Source organism: Nguyenibacter sp. L1 (genome assembly GCF_035199985.1).
GTDB classification, from domain to species: Bacteria; Pseudomonadota; Alphaproteobacteria; order Acetobacterales; family Acetobacteraceae; genus Gluconacetobacter; species Gluconacetobacter vanlangensis.
The window spans coordinates 2524064-2543170 of the sequence record NZ_CP127015.1 but is presented as its reverse complement, the minus strand read 5'-3'; the positions used below and the strand labels follow the sequence as shown (position 1 = coordinate 2543170).

The 19107-nt window shown below is 65.7% G+C and carries 17 protein-coding genes; 11 read left to right on the top strand and 6 right to left on the bottom strand.

The window, feature by feature from the left end; genetic code table 11:
* Nucleotide 1 precedes the first annotated feature (1 nt).
* Nucleotides 2-1648: an NAD-dependent malic enzyme gene (locus QN315_RS11520; RefSeq protein WP_323989405.1), complete on the top strand. Its 1647-nt coding sequence runs from the start codon at nucleotides 2-4 to the stop codon at nucleotides 1646-1648.
* A 273-nt stretch (nucleotides 1649-1921) separates the two neighbouring features.
* Here the strand turns inward: QN315_RS11520 and QN315_RS11515 are convergent, their stop codons facing one another.
* The 4 genes from QN315_RS11515 to QN315_RS11500 form a co-directional block, all read right to left on the bottom strand.
* Entirely contained in the window at nucleotides 1922-2377 is a 456-nt protein-coding gene (locus QN315_RS11515; RefSeq protein ID WP_323989404.1) for a PIN domain-containing protein, read from the bottom strand.
* The gene (locus tag QN315_RS11510; protein WP_323989403.1) at nucleotides 2374-2661 is read right to left on the bottom strand and encodes a type II toxin-antitoxin system Phd/YefM family antitoxin; all 288 of its coding nucleotides are present in this window, start codon (nucleotides 2659-2661) and stop codon (nucleotides 2374-2376) included. Before QN315_RS11510 ends, QN315_RS11515 begins: the two co-directional genes overlap by 4 nt.
* Nucleotides 2662-2897: 236 nt before the next feature.
* Nucleotides 2898-4526 (bottom strand): ABC-F family ATP-binding cassette domain-containing protein, encoded by a 1629-nt coding sequence (locus QN315_RS11505; protein ID WP_323989402.1) that lies wholly within the window; start codon nucleotides 4524-4526, stop codon nucleotides 2898-2900.
* Nucleotides 4527-4872: 346 nt separating this feature from the next.
* On the bottom strand, nucleotides 4873-5805 hold the full coding sequence (locus tag QN315_RS11500) for a 2-hydroxyacid dehydrogenase (RefSeq protein ID WP_323989401.1): 933 nt from the start codon (nucleotides 5803-5805) through the stop codon (nucleotides 4873-4875).
* Between the two features lie 175 nt (nucleotides 5806-5980).
* Here QN315_RS11500 and QN315_RS11495 point away from each other — a divergent pair, with 175 nt between their 5' ends.
* The 6 genes from QN315_RS11495 to QN315_RS11470 all read left to right on the top strand — a co-directional run bounded on the left by QN315_RS11495 (nucleotide 5981) and on the right by QN315_RS11470 (nucleotide 12442).
* Nucleotides 5981-8314 carry a TonB-dependent receptor domain-containing protein gene (locus QN315_RS11495; protein ID WP_323989400.1) on the top strand — a complete coding sequence of 778 codons (2334 nt, stop codon included), beginning with the start codon at nucleotides 5981-5983 and terminating at the stop codon, nucleotides 8312-8314.
* Between the two features lie 34 nt (nucleotides 8315-8348).
* On the top strand, nucleotides 8349-8816 hold the full coding sequence (locus tag QN315_RS11490; RefSeq protein ID WP_323989399.1) for an MOSC domain-containing protein: 468 nt from the start codon (nucleotides 8349-8351) through the stop codon (nucleotides 8814-8816).
* Between the two features lies 1 nt (nucleotide 8817).
* Nucleotides 8818-9756, top strand: a complete 939-nt coding sequence (locus QN315_RS11485) for a PDR/VanB family oxidoreductase (protein ID WP_323989398.1) — start codon at nucleotides 8818-8820, stop codon at nucleotides 9754-9756.
* A gap of 35 nt (nucleotides 9757-9791) precedes the next feature.
* Nucleotides 9792-10187: a RidA family protein gene (locus tag QN315_RS11480; RefSeq protein WP_323989397.1), complete on the top strand. Its 396-nt coding sequence runs from the start codon at nucleotides 9792-9794 to the stop codon at nucleotides 10185-10187.
* Nucleotides 10188-10205: 18 nt separating this feature from the next.
* Entirely contained in the window at nucleotides 10206-11474 is a 1269-nt protein-coding gene (locus QN315_RS11475; protein WP_323989396.1) for an MFS transporter, read from the top strand.
* Nucleotides 11475-11584: 110 nt separating this feature from the next.
* A complete protein-coding gene (locus tag QN315_RS11470; RefSeq protein ID WP_323989395.1) occupies nucleotides 11585-12442 on the top strand; it encodes an IclR family transcriptional regulator in 858 nt (285 codons plus the stop codon).
* A gap of 186 nt (nucleotides 12443-12628) precedes the next feature.
* Here QN315_RS11470 and QN315_RS11465 read toward each other — a convergent pair whose 3' ends face one another.
* A complete protein-coding gene (locus QN315_RS11465) occupies nucleotides 12629-13540 on the bottom strand; it encodes a prephenate/arogenate dehydrogenase family protein (RefSeq protein ID WP_323989394.1) in 912 nt (303 codons plus the stop codon).
* Nucleotides 13537-14571 carry a lysylphosphatidylglycerol synthase domain-containing protein gene (locus QN315_RS11460; RefSeq protein ID WP_323989393.1) on the bottom strand — a complete coding sequence of 345 codons (1035 nt, stop codon included), beginning with the start codon at nucleotides 14569-14571 and terminating at the stop codon, nucleotides 13537-13539. The genes QN315_RS11465 and QN315_RS11460 overlap by 4 nt, the downstream gene beginning before the upstream one ends.
* 210 nt (nucleotides 14572-14781) lie before the next feature.
* Between QN315_RS11460 and hpnA the strand changes: the two genes are divergently transcribed.
* The 4 genes from hpnA to hpnD all read left to right on the top strand — a co-directional run bounded on the left by hpnA (nucleotide 14782) and on the right by hpnD (nucleotide 19104).
* A complete protein-coding gene (hpnA, locus tag QN315_RS11455; protein ID WP_323989392.1) occupies nucleotides 14782-15792 on the top strand; it encodes a hopanoid-associated sugar epimerase in 1011 nt (336 codons plus the stop codon).
* 2 nt (nucleotides 15793-15794) lie between these two features.
* Nucleotides 15795-16970, top strand: a complete 1176-nt coding sequence (locus QN315_RS11450; protein WP_323993429.1) for a glycosyltransferase — start codon at nucleotides 15795-15797, stop codon at nucleotides 16968-16970.
* A gap of 90 nt (nucleotides 16971-17060) precedes the next feature.
* The gene (gene hpnC / locus QN315_RS11445) at nucleotides 17061-18023 is read left to right on the top strand and encodes a squalene synthase HpnC (RefSeq protein ID WP_323989391.1); all 963 of its coding nucleotides are present in this window, start codon (nucleotides 17061-17063) and stop codon (nucleotides 18021-18023) included.
* A 199-nt stretch (nucleotides 18024-18222) separates the two neighbouring features.
* Entirely contained in the window at nucleotides 18223-19104 is an 882-nt protein-coding gene (gene hpnD, locus QN315_RS11440; protein ID WP_323989390.1) for a presqualene diphosphate synthase HpnD, read from the top strand.
* Nucleotides 19105-19107 lie beyond the last annotated feature (3 nt).

The following is a 19107-nucleotide window of genomic DNA, read 5'->3' as shown; positions in this document are numbered from 1 at the left end:
GATGAACAAACCTGCCCGGCCGGGCCTGCTTGGCGCGGCGCTGTTGAACGATCCGGCGCGGAACCGCGATACCGCCTTTACCGAGGCCGAGCGGCGGGCCTGGGGGCTGGAGGGGCTGCTGCCGACGCAGGTCGAGACGCTGGAGCGGCAGGTCGAGCGGGTGGGGCGGCACCTGGACGCCAAGCCGGACGACCTGGAACGCTATATCTATCTGGCCGCGCTGGGGGACCGGAACGAGACGCTGTTCTACAAGGTGCTGATGTCCGATCCGGCGCGCTATGTGCCGATCGTCTATGCCCCCACGCTGGGCGAGGCGTGCAAATCCTTCAGCCATATCTATCGCCGGCCCCGGGGCATGTATGTGAGCCTGGAGATGCGCGGGCGGATCGCCCGGGTGCTGCGCAACTGGCCGGTGGCGGATGTGCGGGTGATCTGCGTGACCACGGGCGGGCGCATCCTGGGGCTGGGCGATATCGGGGTGAACGGGATGGGCATCCCCATCGGCAAGCTGCAGCTTTATACCGCCTGCGCCGCCGTGCCGCCGCAGGCGACGCTGCCGGTGCAACTGGATATCGGCACCACCAATGCGGCGCTGCGCGCCGACCCGCTGTATCTGGGCCTGCGGCGCGAGCCGCCGCCGCAGGCGGAGCTGGACGATTTCGTCGAGGAATTCGTGGCGGCGGTGCAGGCGGTGTTTCCGGCCTGCTGCATCCATTTCGAGGATTGGAAGGGCACGGACGCGATCCGTTACCTGGCGCGCTATCGCGACCGGGTGCTGTGCTACAACGACGATATCCAGGGCACGGCGGCGGTGACGCTGGCCGGGCTGATCACCGCGCTGCGGATCAGGGAGGCGCCGCTGTCGGAGCAGCGGGTGCTGTTCCTGGGCGCCGGGTCGTCGGCGCTGGGCACGTCGGACCTGCTGGTGCGGGCGATGCAGGCCGAGGGGCTGTCGGAGGCCGAGGCGCGCGGGCGCATCACGATGATGGACGCGGACGGGCTGGTGGAGCCCACGCGTGCGGACCTGTCGGCCGAGCAACGCGTCTATGCCCACCCGGCGGCGCCGACGCGGGACCTGGCGGCCACCATCCGCCGGGTGCGGCCCAGCATCCTGATCGGCGTGTCCACCGCCGGCGGGGCCTTTACGCGCGAGATCGTGGCGCTGATGGCCGAGATCAACGAGCGGCCGGTCATCTTTCCGCTGTCGATCCCGCATGCGGAGTGCACCGCCGAGCAGGCCTATGCGTGGTCGGACGGGCGGGCGCTGTATGCGGCGGGGGTGCAATTCCCCGAGGTCGCGCGGGGCGGCGCGGTGTTCCGGCCCGGGCAGGCCAATAATTTCTATATCTTCCCCGGGCTGGGGCTGGCGGTCTATGCGGCGCGGCCGCGCCTGATCACCGACGCGCTGATCATCGAGGCCGCGCACGCCCTGGCCGACCAGGTGGACGCGGCGGCGCAGGCGCGCGGCATGCTGTACCCGCCGCAGAGCCAGATCCTGGCGGTGCAGATCACCTCGGCCTGCCGGTTGGCGGAATACATGTTCGACCATGGCATGGCGACCGTGCCGCGGCCGGAGAATATCCGCGCCTGGATCGAGGGCATGACCTATGAGCCGGCTTATGACGAGGATGCGCCGCCGGAGCCGTGAGAGGGCGGCGGCCGGCGCGTGGCGAACGGACTGACCATCCGCCGGGCGAAGTCCGCTCGGGCGATCTGGTGGCCCAGCGCGCTTGTTTCTGTTCCCGCAGAAAACAGGGGCAGAAAACAGGGTATGAGGCATCGGGAACATCGGCCCCGGACCATCACAAATCCCGTCATCGGGCGTCTGCGCAGGTCATAGCGGCAATCGGCGGGACCGGCGTAGTCTCAGACCATTATCGACACCAGCTTCCGCGCTTTCCACGCGAGTCGGCTTCCCCTGTCACGGGGCTTCATCCGCCAGAAGTGCGTCAAGCAGGGGATGCCGTGACGTGGCGAACGGATTGACCACCGTCACGCCGCCCCAGGTGAAGCCGTCCTGCAAATCCTCCGACAACAGCAATCGGCATCCGGCATGCGACGCCGCCGAGAGGACAACCGCATCCCATATCCCCAGCCGGTGATCGGTGGCGAGATCGGCCGCCGTCAGCATGATTTCCGGCGAGGTTTCCACCACCGGGAAGGTATCGCGCCAACTCAACATGGCGTCACGGGCCTCGGCGCGCGACCGGCCGCCCTTACGGACCAGGACGTTGAAAAGCTCGCCCAGCACCTGCGCGGGGACAACGCCCCCCTCTCGTGGCAGGCGCCGGACAAGGTCCAGCGCCGTATCCCGACGCTCGGCCCCGTTCATGCCTTCGGCGTAGGCCAGCACGTTCGTATCGAGAACGACCCTCATTGGTCGTCCTCGTAAAGCTCGTCCCGCGTCCAACGACCGGCGTTCATGACCGGCTGCCTTTCCAGCCGCGACAGCAACGCCGCCCGTGCGCTGTCCGCCACGTTATCGTGTCCGCCCGCGGGAACCAGACGCGCCACGGGCTTGCCGTGGCTGGTCACGACATAGCTGTGCCCCGCCCGCACGCCTCGCAGCAGGAAGGAAAACCGGCGATTGGCATCGGCGGCTGAAACGGCTTCCTCCATATCGCGCTCCATGAAGTAGTTATATTGCCTACTATAAGGCAAGAGGCATTCATTGCAAGTTTTTCGGTCGAGGCGGGATCACGACACCAGGCCGTGTCGGCGCGGCAGGACCATCCAGCATGAAGGAGAATGTGCCGAGCGGGCCGCGGCGACGGACGGCTTCGAGGTGGCGGAGCTGATGAGCACCCTGGACCGATGCGCACCCTCGGCGGCCAGCCTCTTCCCGACGGGTCGCCTGGTCTGCGCTGAGTACTGGGCCGCCGGACCGCTGGGCCGTGTCAGCGTCTGGCCTTGCGCCGCTTTTCGCGCGACGCGGCCTGGGACGGGGCCGCGGTGCCGCCCCGCGCGCGATCCAGGACGAAGCGGGCGTAATCGTCCATGTCGCCGTCGAACGGCGCCACCGTATTGTCGGCGGCAAGCCAGAGCCGGTCCGCCACCAGTTCCATCAGCGACCGGTCGTGGGTGATCAGGATCACCGCGCCCTCATACTCGTTCAGCGCGTCCAGCAGGGCGCGGCGGCTGTCGATGTCCAGATGGTTCGTCGGTTCGTCCAGGATCAGCAGATGCGGGGCGGCCATCGCCACCATGTTCAGCAGCAGCCGCGCGCGCTCGCCGCCCGACAGGGCCTCGACCGTCGTGCCCTGTTTTTCGAAATGGATGCCGAACTGCGCCAGGCGCGCGCGATGGGATTGCTCGCTGTCGGCCGGGCGGGCGGCGCGGATGATGTCCAGCGGCGTATCGGAGGGGTTCAGGGCCTCGATCTGGTGCTGGTGGAACCAGCCGACCTCCATCCGCGCCGATCGGGTCACCCGTCCGGACCGCGCGGCCAGCGCGCCGGCGGCCATCTTGGCGAAGGTCGATTTGCCGGCGCCGTTCACCCCCAGCAGCCCGATCCGGTCGTCGACGTCCAGCCGCAAATCCAGTCCGGCCAGGACGGGCGCGTCGTCGCCATAGCCGATCTCCACCCCCTCCAGCCGCATCAGCGGCGGCGCCAGCGGGCGCTGCGGCGAGGGGAGGATGAAGGGGGAGACCCGGGCCTCGATCGTGGTGGCGACGGGTTCCAGCTTGGCCAGGCGCTTCATGCGGCTCTGCGCCTGCGCGGCCTTGCTGGCCTTGGCCTTGAAGCGATCGACGAAGGATTGCAGGTGCGCGCGTTCGGCCTCCTGCTTGGCGCGGGTGGCGTTCTGCAGGCGGATCTTCTCGGCGCGCTGGCGCTCGAATTCATCATAGCCGCCGGTGTACAGCTCCAGCTTGCCTTCGGTGACGTGCAGGGTGAAATCGACCGAGTTGTTCAGCAGGTCCCGGTCGTGGCTGATGATCAGGGCGGAATGCGGATAGCGCGCCAGCCGGGCCTCGAGCCACAAGGCGCCTTCGAGATCCAGGTAGTTCGTCGGTTCGTCGAGCAGCAGCAGGTCGGGTTGCGCGAACAGGGCGGCGGCCAGCGCCACGCGCATCCGCCAGCCGCCCGAGAATTCGGCCATCGGCCGGTCGATGTCGGTGGTGGAGAAGCCCAGCCCGTTCAGGATCTCGGCCGCGCGGGCGGGGGCGCTGTCGGCGTCGATTTCGATCAGGCGCGACCAGATGTCGCCCATGCGTTCGGGTTCGGCGGTCTCGAGTTCGGCCATCAGCGCGGCGCGTTCGGTGTCGGCGGCCAGGATCGTGTCGAGCACGCTGACGGGCGTCGCGGGGTGTTCCTGGTCCACGGCGGCGACGCGGGCGGCCCTGGGGATCGCGATCTCGCCCCTGTCGGGCTGAAGCTCGCCCTTGATCAGCTTGAACAGGGTCGATTTTCCGACCCCGTTGCGTCCGACCAGGCTGACCTTCGACGGGTTGGGCAAGGTCACCGAGGCACGGTCGAAGAAGCGCCGCCCCCAGGCGTTGAAGACGAGTTGATCGATCTGAAGCATGAGCGGGCCGTACCGTTTGGAACATGGGGACGAAACGGGACAGGGCGTGCGCTGTAACGCTCCGCAGTTCCGACGCCCGGCTGTTCTAGGGCATGGTCCGGGGATTGGCGAGGTGCATTCTTTCTGGGGCAGAGATCCGAAGAACCGGAGCATTTCACCGCGCCGCAATCAACGGCGAACCAGGATCGTGCCCTGACAATCGACCTCTCCGCGCTCGACCGCTATACGCTCCAGGACATGATTACCTTCAGCGAGCGTAACCATCTTCTGACGTCGTTCCATGCATGCGTGTCGGCGGAGACGAACGCCACATCGTGATCGGGCGCGCGACGACTCTCCCTATACATTATGATTGATTCACAACGGGTTGGCCAACTGAAATCCGTTTCATCTGATTTGCGAGATATGCACGAATACGCGGCAGAAAAGCCGACGTATTGCCCCCGAGATGGGGCGTCAGGAGGAAATTAGGTGCGTTCCATAGCAGGTGGTTCGCAGGCAGTGGCTCCGGATCGGTCACATCCACCGCGGCGGAAAGGCGGCCGGAATAAAGTTCGGCCACCAGGGCCTCTTGATCGACGACGCTGCCGCGCCCGACATTGACGAACAGGGTACCGTCCTTCATCGCGGCCAGGACCGATCGATCGATCAGGCGTGTCGTCCGCGGCGTCATGGGCAGGCTACAGATCAGGACATCAATGGCCGGAAGAAGCTGGACGAGGTCGTCTATACCGTGAATGTGGCCGTGTTCGTCCTGACGGGCAACCTGGCCGACCCGAACGGTCTCGACGTCGAACGCAGCGAGTTTGCGATGAAGCTCCTGCCCGATGCTGCCGTAACCCAGAAGAGCCACCCTTCGATCGGTCAGGGTGACGCGGCGTTCCTCGTGCCAAACTTGTCGGGCCATGTTACGTGCGGCGACATCGATGCCGCGCAGTGAGGCAATGACCAGGCCGATGGCCAGTTCGGCGGTCGACGACGCATGCACCCCCCGCGCACTGCACAATACCACCCCCGGCGGTACTTTGCCGGCCACGTTGTCCACCCCCGTGCTCTGCGTCTGCACCAGCTTGAGATTCGGCAGCGACGCCAGCCGTTCGACCGTCAGGCTGGAATGCGCATAGGGAGTTATAACGGCGTCGATGGCGGGCAGGTCGTCTTCGGAAGGGGGATCGTCATCGGGCCATAAGATGAAATCGAGGCCTGGACAGCATTCTTCCAGATAGATCTTCAGTGCCCTGTCCGGAACCGAAACCGTCCTGATCCCAAAGGTTGTCACGTTCGCCGTCCTTTTTTCGTGTGGGGACCATTGTGCCAGAACATTTCGGTTGACGAAAGATAATATGCTGTCCACGATACAGCATATTGACGATCTGCCATTATATGGTCATTTTCTGGCCTAGTCTGTGTGATGGCTATCCGTTCTCCTCATGCGTGAACCGGAGGCACGCCGAATGACGAATCTGCAAGATAAGTTATTGATTATATTAAAGAGCAATGGACATCATGCTCTACTGGCGGCGCTGTGCTGCTCGGCCGCCACGAGCGCGGGTGCCCCGGCGCGTGCCGACACCACGATGTCGAACCATCCGGCGCGAGTGGGACCTCATGCACCTGCGCGGCGCGCTGCGCATCCAAGGATCGTGGCGGACGAGGCGATTACCGTCGATGGCGTACGCAATTCTCCGCTGAGCCTGCGCAAGTCGCAGCATATCGGCGAAGTAGTCACGCATATCAGTTCCGCAGACTTGGCGACACATCATGTCGAGACGCTGCAGAACATCCAGAATCTGGTTCCGAACCTGACGATCCAGCCTCAGGGTGCAACGGCGAACAACAATTTCAGCCTGCGCGGCGTCGGATTCAAGGATTTCACGTCGAACAACACACCTTCGGTGATGACGTATGTGGACGGGGTCGCCTATCCAATCGGTTTCATGACCTCCGGCCTCATGTACGGTCTGGCTGGCGTGGACGTGATGCCCGGACCGGTGGGATATACCCATGGCCAGGCCGTGACCGCCGGCGAGGTCAATATCACCACCAACGGCCCGACGGATACGTTCCACGCCGGCGTGTCGGAGGACATCGCCAGCTACGCTCGAAGCCGCACCGCCCTTTACGTGTCCGGGCCGATTTCGGACCGGCTGCGTTATCGGGTATCGGGCTATACCGCCCATGGCGGCGGGTATCAGATCAATCGCTATGATGGCCAGCACCTGGGCGACGCTAACGAAGGCGCATTGCGGGGCAAGCTGGACTGGGACGTCGATTCCCGCACCAGCATCAACGTGACGGGGCATTGGGCGCAGGACGATTCCGATACGCCGGGTGTGTTCAACGTCAAGGATCTGGTCACGCCCTTCCTGGCGCCGGACAATAATAACCTGATGACAGGATGGGGGTTTCGTCCGGCCTTCACGGAGATGATCGGCGTGTCCGCCAACACCAAGCCGTTTCGCAACGACACGACCTGGGGCATCGACCTGACGGGACGTCATGATTTCGGATGGGGGGAATTCACGTCGATCAGCGCCTATGAGGCGATGTACGTTCACAACCTCCTGGATCTCGATTCCACCAACATCGCGACCGACGACCAGTATTTCACCAACAACTCGAACGTCTTCTCGCAGGAGGTGCGGCTGTCGAACGAGAATCGGCCGCGTCGCTTCCAATGGACGATCGGCGCCTATTATGCGCGAACGGCGACCAAGGCAAGATTTTTCTACGATTTTTCGGGATCGGGGCCGAGTCTGCGCCCGTATATCGAAGCGACCAGCTATAATCAGGATATCCAGGCATTCAACCAGTACGCGACCGCATCCTACCGGCTGGCGCCACGGTGGAAGATCTCGGCCTCGGTCAATCATGAAGCCGACGACCGGCATCTCTCAAACCTGGAAACCATCCAGTATGGTTTCAGCGATGTTCACTTTCCGACCCATGGGGCATTGACGAACGAGTTCGGTGGCAAGGGCGAAATCGACTTTCAGGCAGCACCGAATTTTCTCGTCTTCGCCGACGTCCGCAAGGGGTTCAAGCCAGGCGGATTCACGGCCAACAACACCGTCATTTCCCAGCAGCTTAATCCCTACAAGCCAGAATCTCTGCTGGCCTATGAAGGCGGAATCAAGAGCGACTGGCTGAATCACCGTCTGAGGGTAAATTTCGACGGTTTCTATTACGATTATCATGACCAGCAGATCCTGAGCTTGGAGCTGGTGCAGGGCTACGGTCTGGTGGGCGATTTCGTGAATATTCCTAAATCGACGATCTGGGGGCTGGAAGGCGAACTCGACGCGAACCCCATCCCCGGCCTGTTCCTGGAACAACATTTCGGATATCAGCGCGGCCGCTACGACGATTTGAAATTTCTTAACACGACTGCCGTCTATGCCAACTACGCCAAGACCGGTGTCTTTGCGCCGGCCTATAACAGCTATGACGGATATGATTCCGGCATTCCGAAACTGACGCTGAACGGCAGCGTCAGCTACGTGGTGCACCCGACACAGGCCTGGGACGTCACCTGGCAGGGCGATTATTCCTATCGCGGCTCGCAGCTCGACGTGCCAGGCAACGAGATCTATCGGCTACCAGCCTATTTCCTGATGGGCATGAGCCTGAACGTCGCACCACACCACGGACGCTGGTCCGTCGGGGTCTATGTGTCAAATCTGCTCGACCGTCGCTACGTGATTACGAAGGATAACGGATATAATTCCTTCTACGGTATTCCCGGCGCGCCACGCTTCGTCGGCGCCACGATCCGCTGCGATTTCTGAAGGACGATCGGGTGAGAGAGAGGAACGAGGCAGCATGACCGGTCGTGTATGCGGTATATTCACCGCCGAAGTCGCCGCGCAGGAGATGATGGAAAGCCCGGAATGCCGCCTGCTGGCAAATATCGGAATCGCGGGCGATCGCTACGCCAAGCGTATCGGGCGGTGGTCCGACCGCCCCAAGACGGAACATCAGATTTCCTTTATCGAACTGGAGGTCTTGCATCAGATCTACGACGAAACCGGGGTGGTGCTGACCCCGCGCGAGACCAGAAGGAATATCGTGACCTATGGCGTGCGGCTGAACGATTTTCTGGGACAGACGATCCGGGTCGGCGAAAATGCCCTGGTCTATGTCGAGAAACTGAATCACCCCTGCAGATATCTCGAACGTCTGATCGACAAAAAAGTGATGGACAGGCTGCTCGGCCGGTCCGGCCTGAACTGCCAGGTCATCTCGGGCGGCATCGTCCACCTGGGCGACCATATCGAGAGGGTTCTCTAGGATGGCGGTGCGGCTGTTGATGAAGGCGAGCATCGATCAGATCGTCGACGAGGGAGGCGACATCCGATCTTTCTATTTCAAGCCTGAGGATCGCGGGCATTTCCCGCCCGTACCGGCCGGCGCGCATACGTTGCTGCGAGTGGCGAAGGGCATGATGCGCCAGTATTCGCTCTGCACGCCACCAGGCGACAGCCGCTATCGTGTCGCGATCCGCCTAGATGCGTTCGGGCGTGGGGGGTCGCGTGTCATGCATGAAGCCGCGCGGGTCGGCGACGTCTTCTACCTGTCCTATCCCCAGCCCGATTTTCCGCTGGACCCGGACCGGCCATCGTACAGTTTCTTCGCAGGCGGTGTCGGGATCACCCCGATCCTGTCCTTTCTCTATGCGCTGCGGGGCCGGGCGTGCCGGATCCGGCTGTGTTATTTCGCGCGTGCCGACGGCGCCGTTCCGTTCGAACAGGAGGTCCGCACCCTATGTCCCCAGGTCGAGATTTTCAATCCGACCAAGAACAGGCCGGTGAATTTCAAGGATCTGTTGCGCGGGTCGCGGGACGACGCGATCTATTGCTGCGGTGGGACGCGGTTCGTCGCCGGGATGCAGCAGGCGGCGGAAGTCCTGGGTCTAGCGGACATCCACGTGGAATCCTTCGTATCGGTAGTCAAGGCCGGGTATCTCGGCGAGCCGTTCGTGGTGGACCTGCCGCGCAGCCGCCATGTGCTGCAGGTTCCCTCGGACCGGACCATGCTGGAGGTCCTGCTCGAGGACGGCGTCGACATCGACTATGCCTGCGAGGCCGGCGTCTGTCGGAGCTGTATCGTCGACGTGATCGAAGGCGAGATCATCCATCGCGACCAATGCCTGACCGACGAGGAGCGCAGGACATTGATGACGCCCTGCGTCTCGCGCGGGCGGGGCCGGACCGTCATCAACTCGCTCTGAAAATCGGGCATATTACAAGCAAGGAGATAAATATCATGGACAGCAGGCGCCATATCATCGCCCCCCCGAACGTTCCCGCCGGCAGCGGCTGGAGCCACATCGTGGTGGCACCGGGGACGTTCGTCGCCATTTCGGGCCAGGTCTCGGTGGATGTCGAAGGCCGCCTGGTGGGAAAGGACGATGTCGAGGCGCAGATCCATCAGGTCTATCAAAACCTGATCGCCTGTTTGCGGGCGATCAATGCCGGGTTCGAGCATGTCGTCAAGCTGACCTATTACGCCACCGACATCAAGACCGCGCTGCCGCTGATGCGCCGGATCCGGCCGACTTATATCGCGATGGACAAGCCGCCGGCCAATACGTTCGTTGAGGTGACTGCCTTGGCAAGCCCCGACTTTCTCTTCGAGGCAGAGGCGTTCGCAATACTGTAATTCATCCGAGGAAGCGACATGCCGCGTATCGCGAAAGAGACCGCTATCGTCAGCCTGCTGTTCGTCCTGTATACAGTCAACGGGGTCGACCGGGTCTGTCTGTCGGTCGCCATGCCGCTTCTTGCCGGCCATTATCATTTTTCGCCGATGCAGGAAGGCATCCTGTTCAGCAGTTTCTTCTGGACCTATTGCCTGTTCCAGTTACCCTCCGGCCTGTTGCTCGACATGATGTTGCCGTCGGTGGTGATCGTGGCGGCCATGGCGTGCTGGGGCGTTGCCGCCGCACTTTCCGGTGCGGCGGCAGGGTTCGGAACCCTGCTGGCCACGCGCCTGATGCTAGGTCTGTTCGAGGCCCCGTTCATGCCCGCGGCCAATATTATCGTCGAACAGACGGTGCGGGGCACCGGCCGGCAGGGGCGGATCACGATCATCGACAGTGGGGCTGCATTCGGCGCTGCATTCGGTTCGTATGCGACGTCGGCGATCATCGCCGCCACCGGGTCGTGGCGACTCGCTTTCCTCATCACCGGTGGCGCGGCGGTCTGTCTGGCGCCGCTGGCATGGCGGCGACTGGTCGCCCGCTCGCCGGCCGGCCCGCCGGGCGCCGTCTCGCCCGACGGGCGGAAGGCCCCCGGGGGATTTCGCGGCGTACTGACGCGGGACGTTCTGTATATGTGTATGGGCCGGGTCGCTTTTGCCAATGTGTTCTTCGGCTTCGCCTCCTGGGCGCCGTCGCTGCTGATCGCGCGTCGCCATGTCAGTCTGGAGGTCGCCGGGATCATCACGGCCCTGATGTTCGTTGCCGCCGGCGCGGGTGAGATCGTCGGCGGCGTCGTCTTCGGTCGCCTGCGCCGCCATCTGGCGTTCGATTCCGCGCTGCGAATGACGATCGGCCTGTCGGGTCCGGTCGGGCTGGCGGCGCTGGTGGCCGCGAACGGCCTCGGCAACCTTGTAGCCTGCGTGGCGACGCTGGTGGTGGGCTTGTTCTTCTATATGTTCGGGGGGATCTACTGGGTCATTCCGGCCGCGATCGCGCGGGAAGGGCACTTGGGGCTGGTCGGGGGGATCCTGAACTTCTCGGGAACGTTCGGCGGAATCGCAGTCGGTATCATATCCGGCTGGATTGTGAAAAACTGGGGCTATAGCGCGTTGTATGGGTATTTTCTGGCCTGCATGGCGCTGTATATCCTGTTTTCGATGTGCCTGCGCCCGGAGGGGCGCGCGAGTAGCGCGCCGGCGCGCGACGGCGGTCCGGCGCTGGCGGTCGCGTCGGACATGCCCGACTGACGGGGTCGGTTTCCTCGTCGCTGGAACTCCGCTATCCTGACTGGCATGGTTGTCTATATTCTGTACGATATAGATGCAACCGACCGGCAATACGGAGCGACAGGACCGTCATGGCGCCACCAGGGCAGAAATCGACCAGATTTTCCGCGGAAAGGCCATCTGCGGAGCCGCTTCCCCGTCGGACGGAAGAAACGGCCGCGGGCTCGAAATCAAAGTCGCCCGCCATCAACCGCTCCTACGACATTCTTGACCTGCTGGCCAACGCGCGCGCACCGGTATTGTCGCGGGCGGACATCACGCAGCAGATGGGCCTGCCGCGTTCCTCGACCGCGAACCTGCTGAGCGCGCTGGAGGAATGCGGCCTGGTCGAGCGGACGGGAAACGACTATTCGCTGGGTCGCAAGATCGTTACGCTGGCCAGCGCTTATCTGCGGAAATTCGATCCCGTCCAGGAATTCTACCGGTTCTGTTCTAATTCGGACGTCCTGAAAGACGAAACCGTCCGGATTGCCATCCTCGATCGTAATGAAATCATCTATATCGCCCGGTACGAAGGGCATCCCGCCATTCATCTGACGTCGAATATCGGGGACCATATGCCGGTGTCGCTATGCGCGGTCGGCAAGGCTATCGTCTCGCGCCTCGACGACGAGGATGTGCAGAAGATGTTTGCCGGAATCAAGATTCTTCCGGTCATGACGGAACATTCTATCCGGACCGTCACCCAACTCCGCAAGGATTTGAAGGAAACGCGCCTGCGCGGCTACGCGATCGAAGATGAGGAAGCCACGCCCGGCGTCGTATGCCTGGGGATCGCGGTGCCCACCCGTGGCGTGAATGGTCCCAAGATGGGCGTGTCCGTCAGTTCGGTGAAGGTCACGTTCGACCAGCAGCGCCATGCGCGACTGCTGGAAGGCCTGCAAAGCCTGGTGCGAGCGATTGGCAGTCCCTTGGACGGGCTAGGTTAGGATCATCCATGGCGGTTGTTAAGATCTGACCACCGTGGATGTGTTCGATCCTGCCACTTGAAAGACCTTCGTTTTGAAGGAATCAGACGGCTCATTACCCATCAGTTTTTAGGGAGAGCGATACCGCACAGCGCGGCGGGCGCCATATCTTGGACGCGTGTCTGCAACCGGGCGCGCGCGCAGCCTTCAGGCCTGGCGGTTTTCGAGGAGGCTGCGGCGGATGCGGCGGCCGCGTTCGATGCGGTCGACGATGAAGGCTTCGTCGCCCCAGCGGATCGCCCTGGCCATGGCCTGTGCGTCCTCCGTGAAGCGGGCGAGCATTTCCAGCAGGGCGTCGCGGTTGTTGAGGAAGATGTCGCGCCACATGACCGGGTCGGAGGCGGCGATGCGCGTGAAGTCGCGGAAGCCCGAGGCCGCGAAATCGAGCACTTCGGAGCGGGTTTCATCGGCCAAATCGTCGGCGGTGCCGCAGATGGTGAAGGCCAGCAGGTGCGGCAGGTGACTGACGATGGCGCAGACACGGTCGTGGTGCGCCGCGTCCATGATGCGGGTGCGCGCGCCCATGCGGTGCCACAGCGTTTCGATGATCGAAACCGCCGCCGGGTCGGTGTCGGGCAGCGGGGTCAGCAGGCACCAGCGGTCGTCGAACAGGGTGGCGAAGCCGGCGTCGGGGCCGGAATATTCGGTGCCGGCCATCGGGTGGGTCGGCACGAAGGGGATGTCCGGCCGCAGGAACGGGGCGATGGCGCCGATGATCGACTGCTTGGTCGATCCGACCTCGGTCAGGATCGCGCCGGGCTTCATGGCCGGGAGGATCGCCGCACCCACTTCGGCCACCGCGCCGACCGGCACGCAGAGGATGACGCAGTCGGCATCGGCCACCGCGCGCAGGGGATCGGCCTCGACCCTGTCGGCCAGGCCGAGTTCGGCCACGCGGGCGCGGACGGCGGGGCTGGCGTCGCAGGCGACGAGGCGGGCGGCGATGGTGCCGTCCTGCCGGGCGCGGCGCAGGATGGACGAGCCGATCAGCCCCGGGCCGATGACGGCGAGCGTGCCGAACAGGGGGCTGTTGCCGGTGGTGTCGTGATGGCCGGTCATGGCCGTACCCCCTTCTGGGCGCCGGCGTCGCGGGCGGGTGCCGCGTCGCGGCGGCGCAGGCGGCGCATTTCGGCGCCCTGCCACAGCAGCAGCACCGGGATGCCAATCGCAAGGTCGCGGCCGCGGCGCAGCAGCGACAGGCCCAGCGCGACCGACGGGTCGATGCCGAAGGCCGAGCCCAGCGCGATATAGGCGGCTTCCTGCACGCCGAGGCCGGCGGGCACCAGGAAGGAGACCGACATGATGCCGCAGGCCACGCCTTCGATCGCGATCACGCCGGGCAGGCCGAGATGCGCGCCCAGGAAATGGAAGGCCACCCACACCGCGCCCGCGCTGCCGATCCAGGCCACCAGGTGCATCAGCGCCGCCCCGGCGATGCGGCCGGGATTCGACCACACCGCGTCCAGCCGCTGCTGCAGCGTGTCGGCGCCGGCGAGCATGGCGCTGCGCCATTGCGCGGTGATGTTGCGGCTGAGCCCGCGCGCCAGGCGCTTGAGGAGCGTGCCGCCCTGCCGCTGGGTCCAGATGAAGCCGCCGATGCCCGCCCCCAGCAGCAGCGTGCCGATCAGGACCGGCCGGGCGAACGGGCTGTGCTGCTGGTGCATGACCAGGCAGGCCAACGCCAGCAGGACGAACACGATCTGGCCGAGGACCTCGGTCGTCAGGTCCACGATGTTGGCACTGGCGGCCTCGGGCCATTCGATGGCGTGGCGGCGCGGGGACGCTTCGGCCCCGGTGGCGCGGATGCCGATCAGGATGCCGCCGAGCTGCGAGAAGGGCAGGCAGGTCGCCGCCGCGTCGCGCACCATGCGCGCCACGATGAGATGCGGCAGGGCGATCCGGGGGCATGCCACGTGCCAGGCGACGCCCAGGGTTGCGTCGACCGCAAGCTGTGCTGCCACGATGGCGACGAAGCCGACCGCGCCGATCGACAGGACGGCCTTGAGCACCGAGCCGACGCCGAGCCATGCCATGCAGAAGGTGATCAGGGCCAGCCCCAGGACGGCCAGGAGGATTGTAAGACTTTTCAAGGACGGACCGTATCTTGTCTGCCGCGCCGCGGCCCGTCCCCCTGGTACGTCCTGGCGGGCGGTCCGGCGCGTAATCGGGCCTGACTTACACCACGGCAGGGTCTGGCGCCACCATGAGCTGTCGGGATAAATGGGTCGCGCCTATCCTGGTTGCCTATCCTGGGTTGCCAACGACCCTGTCAGACGATTTTCGGAGCACCCGACCGGATCATGCCTGCCCCCACGCTTGTTACCGGCGCGACCGGTTTTGTCGGATCGGCCGTCGCCCGCGCCCTGCTGCGACGGGGGCACCCACTGCGCCTGATGGCGCGGCGGGGCGCGGATTTAAGCAATATCGACGACCTGCCGGCCGAGCGGGTGGAGGGCGACCTGTCCCAGCCCGCGACCTTTGCCGAGGCCGTGCGGGGCTGCCGCTACGTGTTCCACGTGGCAGCCGATTACCGGCTGTGGGTGCCCGACCCGGCGCCGATGATGACCGCGAATGTCGAGGGCACGCGCCGGCTGATGCTGGCGGCCCAGGAGGCCGGGGTGGAGCGGATCGTCTATTGTTCGTCGGTGGCGGCGCTGGGGCTGATCGGCGACGGCAGCGTGGCGGACGAGGAGACGCCGGTCCACGAGCATGGGGTGATCGGGATCTATAAACGGTCGAAATACCGCGCCGAGCAGGAGGTGCTGGCGCTGGTGCGCGAGCGCGGCCTGCCGGCGGTGATCGTCAACCCGTCGACCCCGGTCGGGCCGCGCGACATCAAGCCCACCCCCACCGGGCAGATGATCCTGGATTGCGCGGCGGGGCGCATGCCGGCCTATGTCGATACCGGGGTGAATATAGTCCATGTCGACGACGTGGCCGAGGGCCACGTGCTGGCGCTGGAGCGCGGGCGGACCGGCGAGAAATACATCCTGGGCGGGCAGGATTACCTGCTGCGCGACCTGTTTGCCATGACGGCGGAGATCGCCGGGGTGCGGCCGCCGCGCGTCAGCCTGCCGCAGGGGGTGATCTGGCCGGTGGCGGTGGTGTCGGAATGGCTGTCGCGCGGGTTCGGCATCGCGCCGCGGGTGACGCGGGAGATGCTGGCGATGTCGAAGAAGAAGATGTTCTTCTCCTCGGCCAAGGCAGAGCGGGAGCTGGGCTATGCCCCGCGCCCGGCGCGGGACGCGGTGACCGATGCCGTCGGCTGGTTCCGCCAGGCGGGGATGCTGGACGGGGCGCGGGGGCGGTGACGATGGTCTGGCTGGTCATGGCGGTGCTATGCGCCGCGATCTGGGTCGGGCTGATCGGTTTTCACGGCCGGTTCTGGCAGGCGGGGCCGATTTTGCAGCCGGTGCGCCTGCCGCCGGACGGGTCGTATCCGCCGGTCTGCGTGGTGGTGCCGGCGCGCGACGAGGCGGAATCGGTGCAAGACTGCCTGTCGTCGCTGCTGGGGCAGGATTATCCCGGGACGCTGCATGTGGTGCTGGTGGACGACAACAGCACCGACGGGACCGGCGCGCTGGCGCGCGCGGTGCCCGATCCGCTGGGCCGGCTGACGATCGTGACCGGGCAGGAGCGGCCGGCGGGGTGGAGCGGCAAGCTGTGGGCGGTGGCGCAGGGCGTGGCGGAAACACGGCGGCTGATCCCGGCCGAGCAGGGTTACGTGTTTCTGACCGATGCCGACATCACCCATGATCCGGCCCATGTCGCCACCCTGGTGGCCAAGGCGGAAGGCGATGGGCTGGACATGGTGTCGGAGATGGTGGCGCTGAATTGCGAGAGCGCGGCGGAGCGGGCGCTGGTGCCGGCCTTCGTCTTCTTCTTCGCGCTGCTGTACCCGTTCGCGCTGGTGAATGATCCGCGCAGCCGGGTGGCCGGGGCGGCCGGGGGGTCGATCCTGATCCGGCGCGCGGCGCTGAGCCGGATCGGGGGGATCGAATCGCTGCGCGGGGCGCTGATCGACGATTGCACGCTGGCGCTGCGCGTCAAGCGCAGCGGCGGGGGGCTATATCTGGGCCATAGCCGGCTGGCGCGGTCGATCCGGCCCTATCCGCATCCGCGCGACGTGTGGCGCATGGTGGCGCGCACCGCCTATGTGCAACTGCGCTATTCGCCGCTGATCCTGCTGGGCACCGTCGCCGGCATGGTGCTGGTGTGGATCGCGCCGATGCTGCTGGCGCTGTTCGGGCACGGGCCGGCGCGCCTGCTGGGGGCGGCGGCCTGGGTGGCGTCGATGGCGTCGTTCGTGCCGACGCTGCGCCGGTTCGGCCTGCCGGTCGCCTGGGCGCTGCTGCTGCCGGCGATCGCGAGCTTCTATAGCGCGGCGACGATCGGCTCGGCCATCGATCATCATCGGGGCCGGGGCGTGGTGTGGAAAAGCCGTGCCTATACCGAGGCGACCGGCGCCGGCGATGCGCCCGCGCCATGACATTCACGCCATGACATTTCAGCCCCATACGCCGCCCCAAACACTACTCCAGACACCGCTCCAGACCCGCCGCAGATGACCGGACGTTCCATGACCAGACGCGCCACGAAAACCCAGAAACGGAAGAAACGGGACGCGGACGCTCCGCGACCGGAGGGTGGACCCAAGGACGGCCCCCGGCATGGTGAGGCGGCGCGCGAGGACGCGTCCGTCTGGGGGACCGAGGACGTGTCGTCGGGCAAAGGGGCGGGGGACGAGAATTTTCCCGTCGGTTCGCTGCTGATCAGCCGGCGGCTGCGCCCGCATGTGCATGCCTATTACGATTTCGCCCGGGTGATCGACGACATCGTCGATACCGACCGGCTGTCGGCCGAAGCCAAGATCGCGCGGCTGGACGCCATGGAGGACGTGGTGCTGGGCCGCCGCCAGGCGCCGTTGCGGCGCGACGCCCAGACCGCCGTGCGCGTCGGCCGCACGCTGGCGGCGACCGGGGTGCCGGTGACGACCGCCACGGACCTGATCGTCGCCTTTCGCCGCGACGCGGTGAAGAGCCGCTACGAATCCTGGGAGGAGCTGGTCGCGTATTGCCGCTATTCGGCCAATCCGGTCGGGCGGTTCCTGCTGCTGCTGCATGGCGAGGATGCGGCGAGCCTGCCCCTGTCGGACGCGCTGTGCACGTCGCTGCAGGTGCTGAACCATCTGCAGGATTGCGCGTCAGACCTGCGGGTGCTGGATCGTTGCTACCTGCCGTTGCCGTGGCTGGCGCGCGAGGGGGCGGTGCTGGAGGATCTGGGAGCGTGTCGCGCATCGCCGAGGTTGCGCCGGGTGTTCGATGCGCTGCTGGACCGGGTGGACGAGCTGAATGCCGAGGCGGCGCGGTTGCCTTCGCTGGTGCGCGACCGGCGGATGCGGCTGGAGAGCGCGGTGATCGTCGGGCTGGCCCGCCGCCTGGCGGCGCGGCTGCGGCGCGAGGACCCGCTGGCCGGGCGCGTCAAGCTGACGCGCGGCGACGTGGCGGGCGCGGTGCTGGGCGCGCTGCGGGTGCTGCCGTGAGGGCGGGGCGTTTTTGTCATCGGCGCGGATTGGCCCTAGTGTCCTGATTCCGAAATTCGCAAGCGAATTTTGGAATCGAAAGGACACTAGAATCAATATTTTAGTGGCCTGCTGGTCCGAGAAATTCTCATAAGAATTTCTCGGGCAGGACACTAGAGAACCGTTGGATGGGATCGATGACGGAAACGGGAAGGCGGGCATGGCATTGACGCGGGGACGCACCACGGACGCACCGCCGTTGGGCTGCGATGCGGCCGACCTGGCGGCGATCGAGGCCGTCGTGGCCGCGTCGGGGACGTCGTTCGGCAAGGGGATGCGCATCCTGCCGCCGGACCGGCGCTATGGGATGTATGCGGTCTATGCCTTCTGCCGGGTGGTCGACGACATTGCCGACGAGGCGGGCGAGCTGGACGGCAAGGCCGCACGGCTGGCGGAATGGCAGACGCGGGTGGCCGGGCTGTACGCGGGGCGGACGGCGGATGCGCTGGACCGGGTGCTGGCGGTGGTGATCGCGCGGTTCGGCCTGCGCCAGGCGGATTTCGAGGCGGTGATCGACGGCATGCTGATGGATGCGGCGGGGCCGGTGGTGGCGCCGGACGAAGCGACCTTCGACCTGTATTGCGACCGGGTGGCGTCGGCGGTCGGGCGGCTGTCGGTGCGGGTGTTCGGCGATTCGTCCGAGGCGGCCGACCGCGTGGCCTTTCACCTGGGCCGGGCGTTGCAGATCACCAATATTTTGCGCGACGTGGCCGAGGATGCGGCGCTGGGCCGGCTGTACCTGCCGCGCGAATTGCTGGAGCGGTTCGACGTGCCGGCCAACCCGGCCCGCGTGCTGCGCGCCCGGGGGCTGGAGGGGGTGGGCCGCGTGCTGGCCGGACGGGCGCGCGACCATTTCCGCGCCGCCTATCGCGCGATGGCGCGCTGCGACCGCGTGGCGATGCGCCCGGCCCGCCTGATGGGCGCGACCTATGCCGCGCTGCTGACGGCGCAGGAAAAGCAGGGCTGGCGCACGCCGGAACGGCGGGTGTCGCTGTCACGGCCGCGCAAATTGATGATCGCCGCGCGCGCCCTGGTCGGCTAGGCG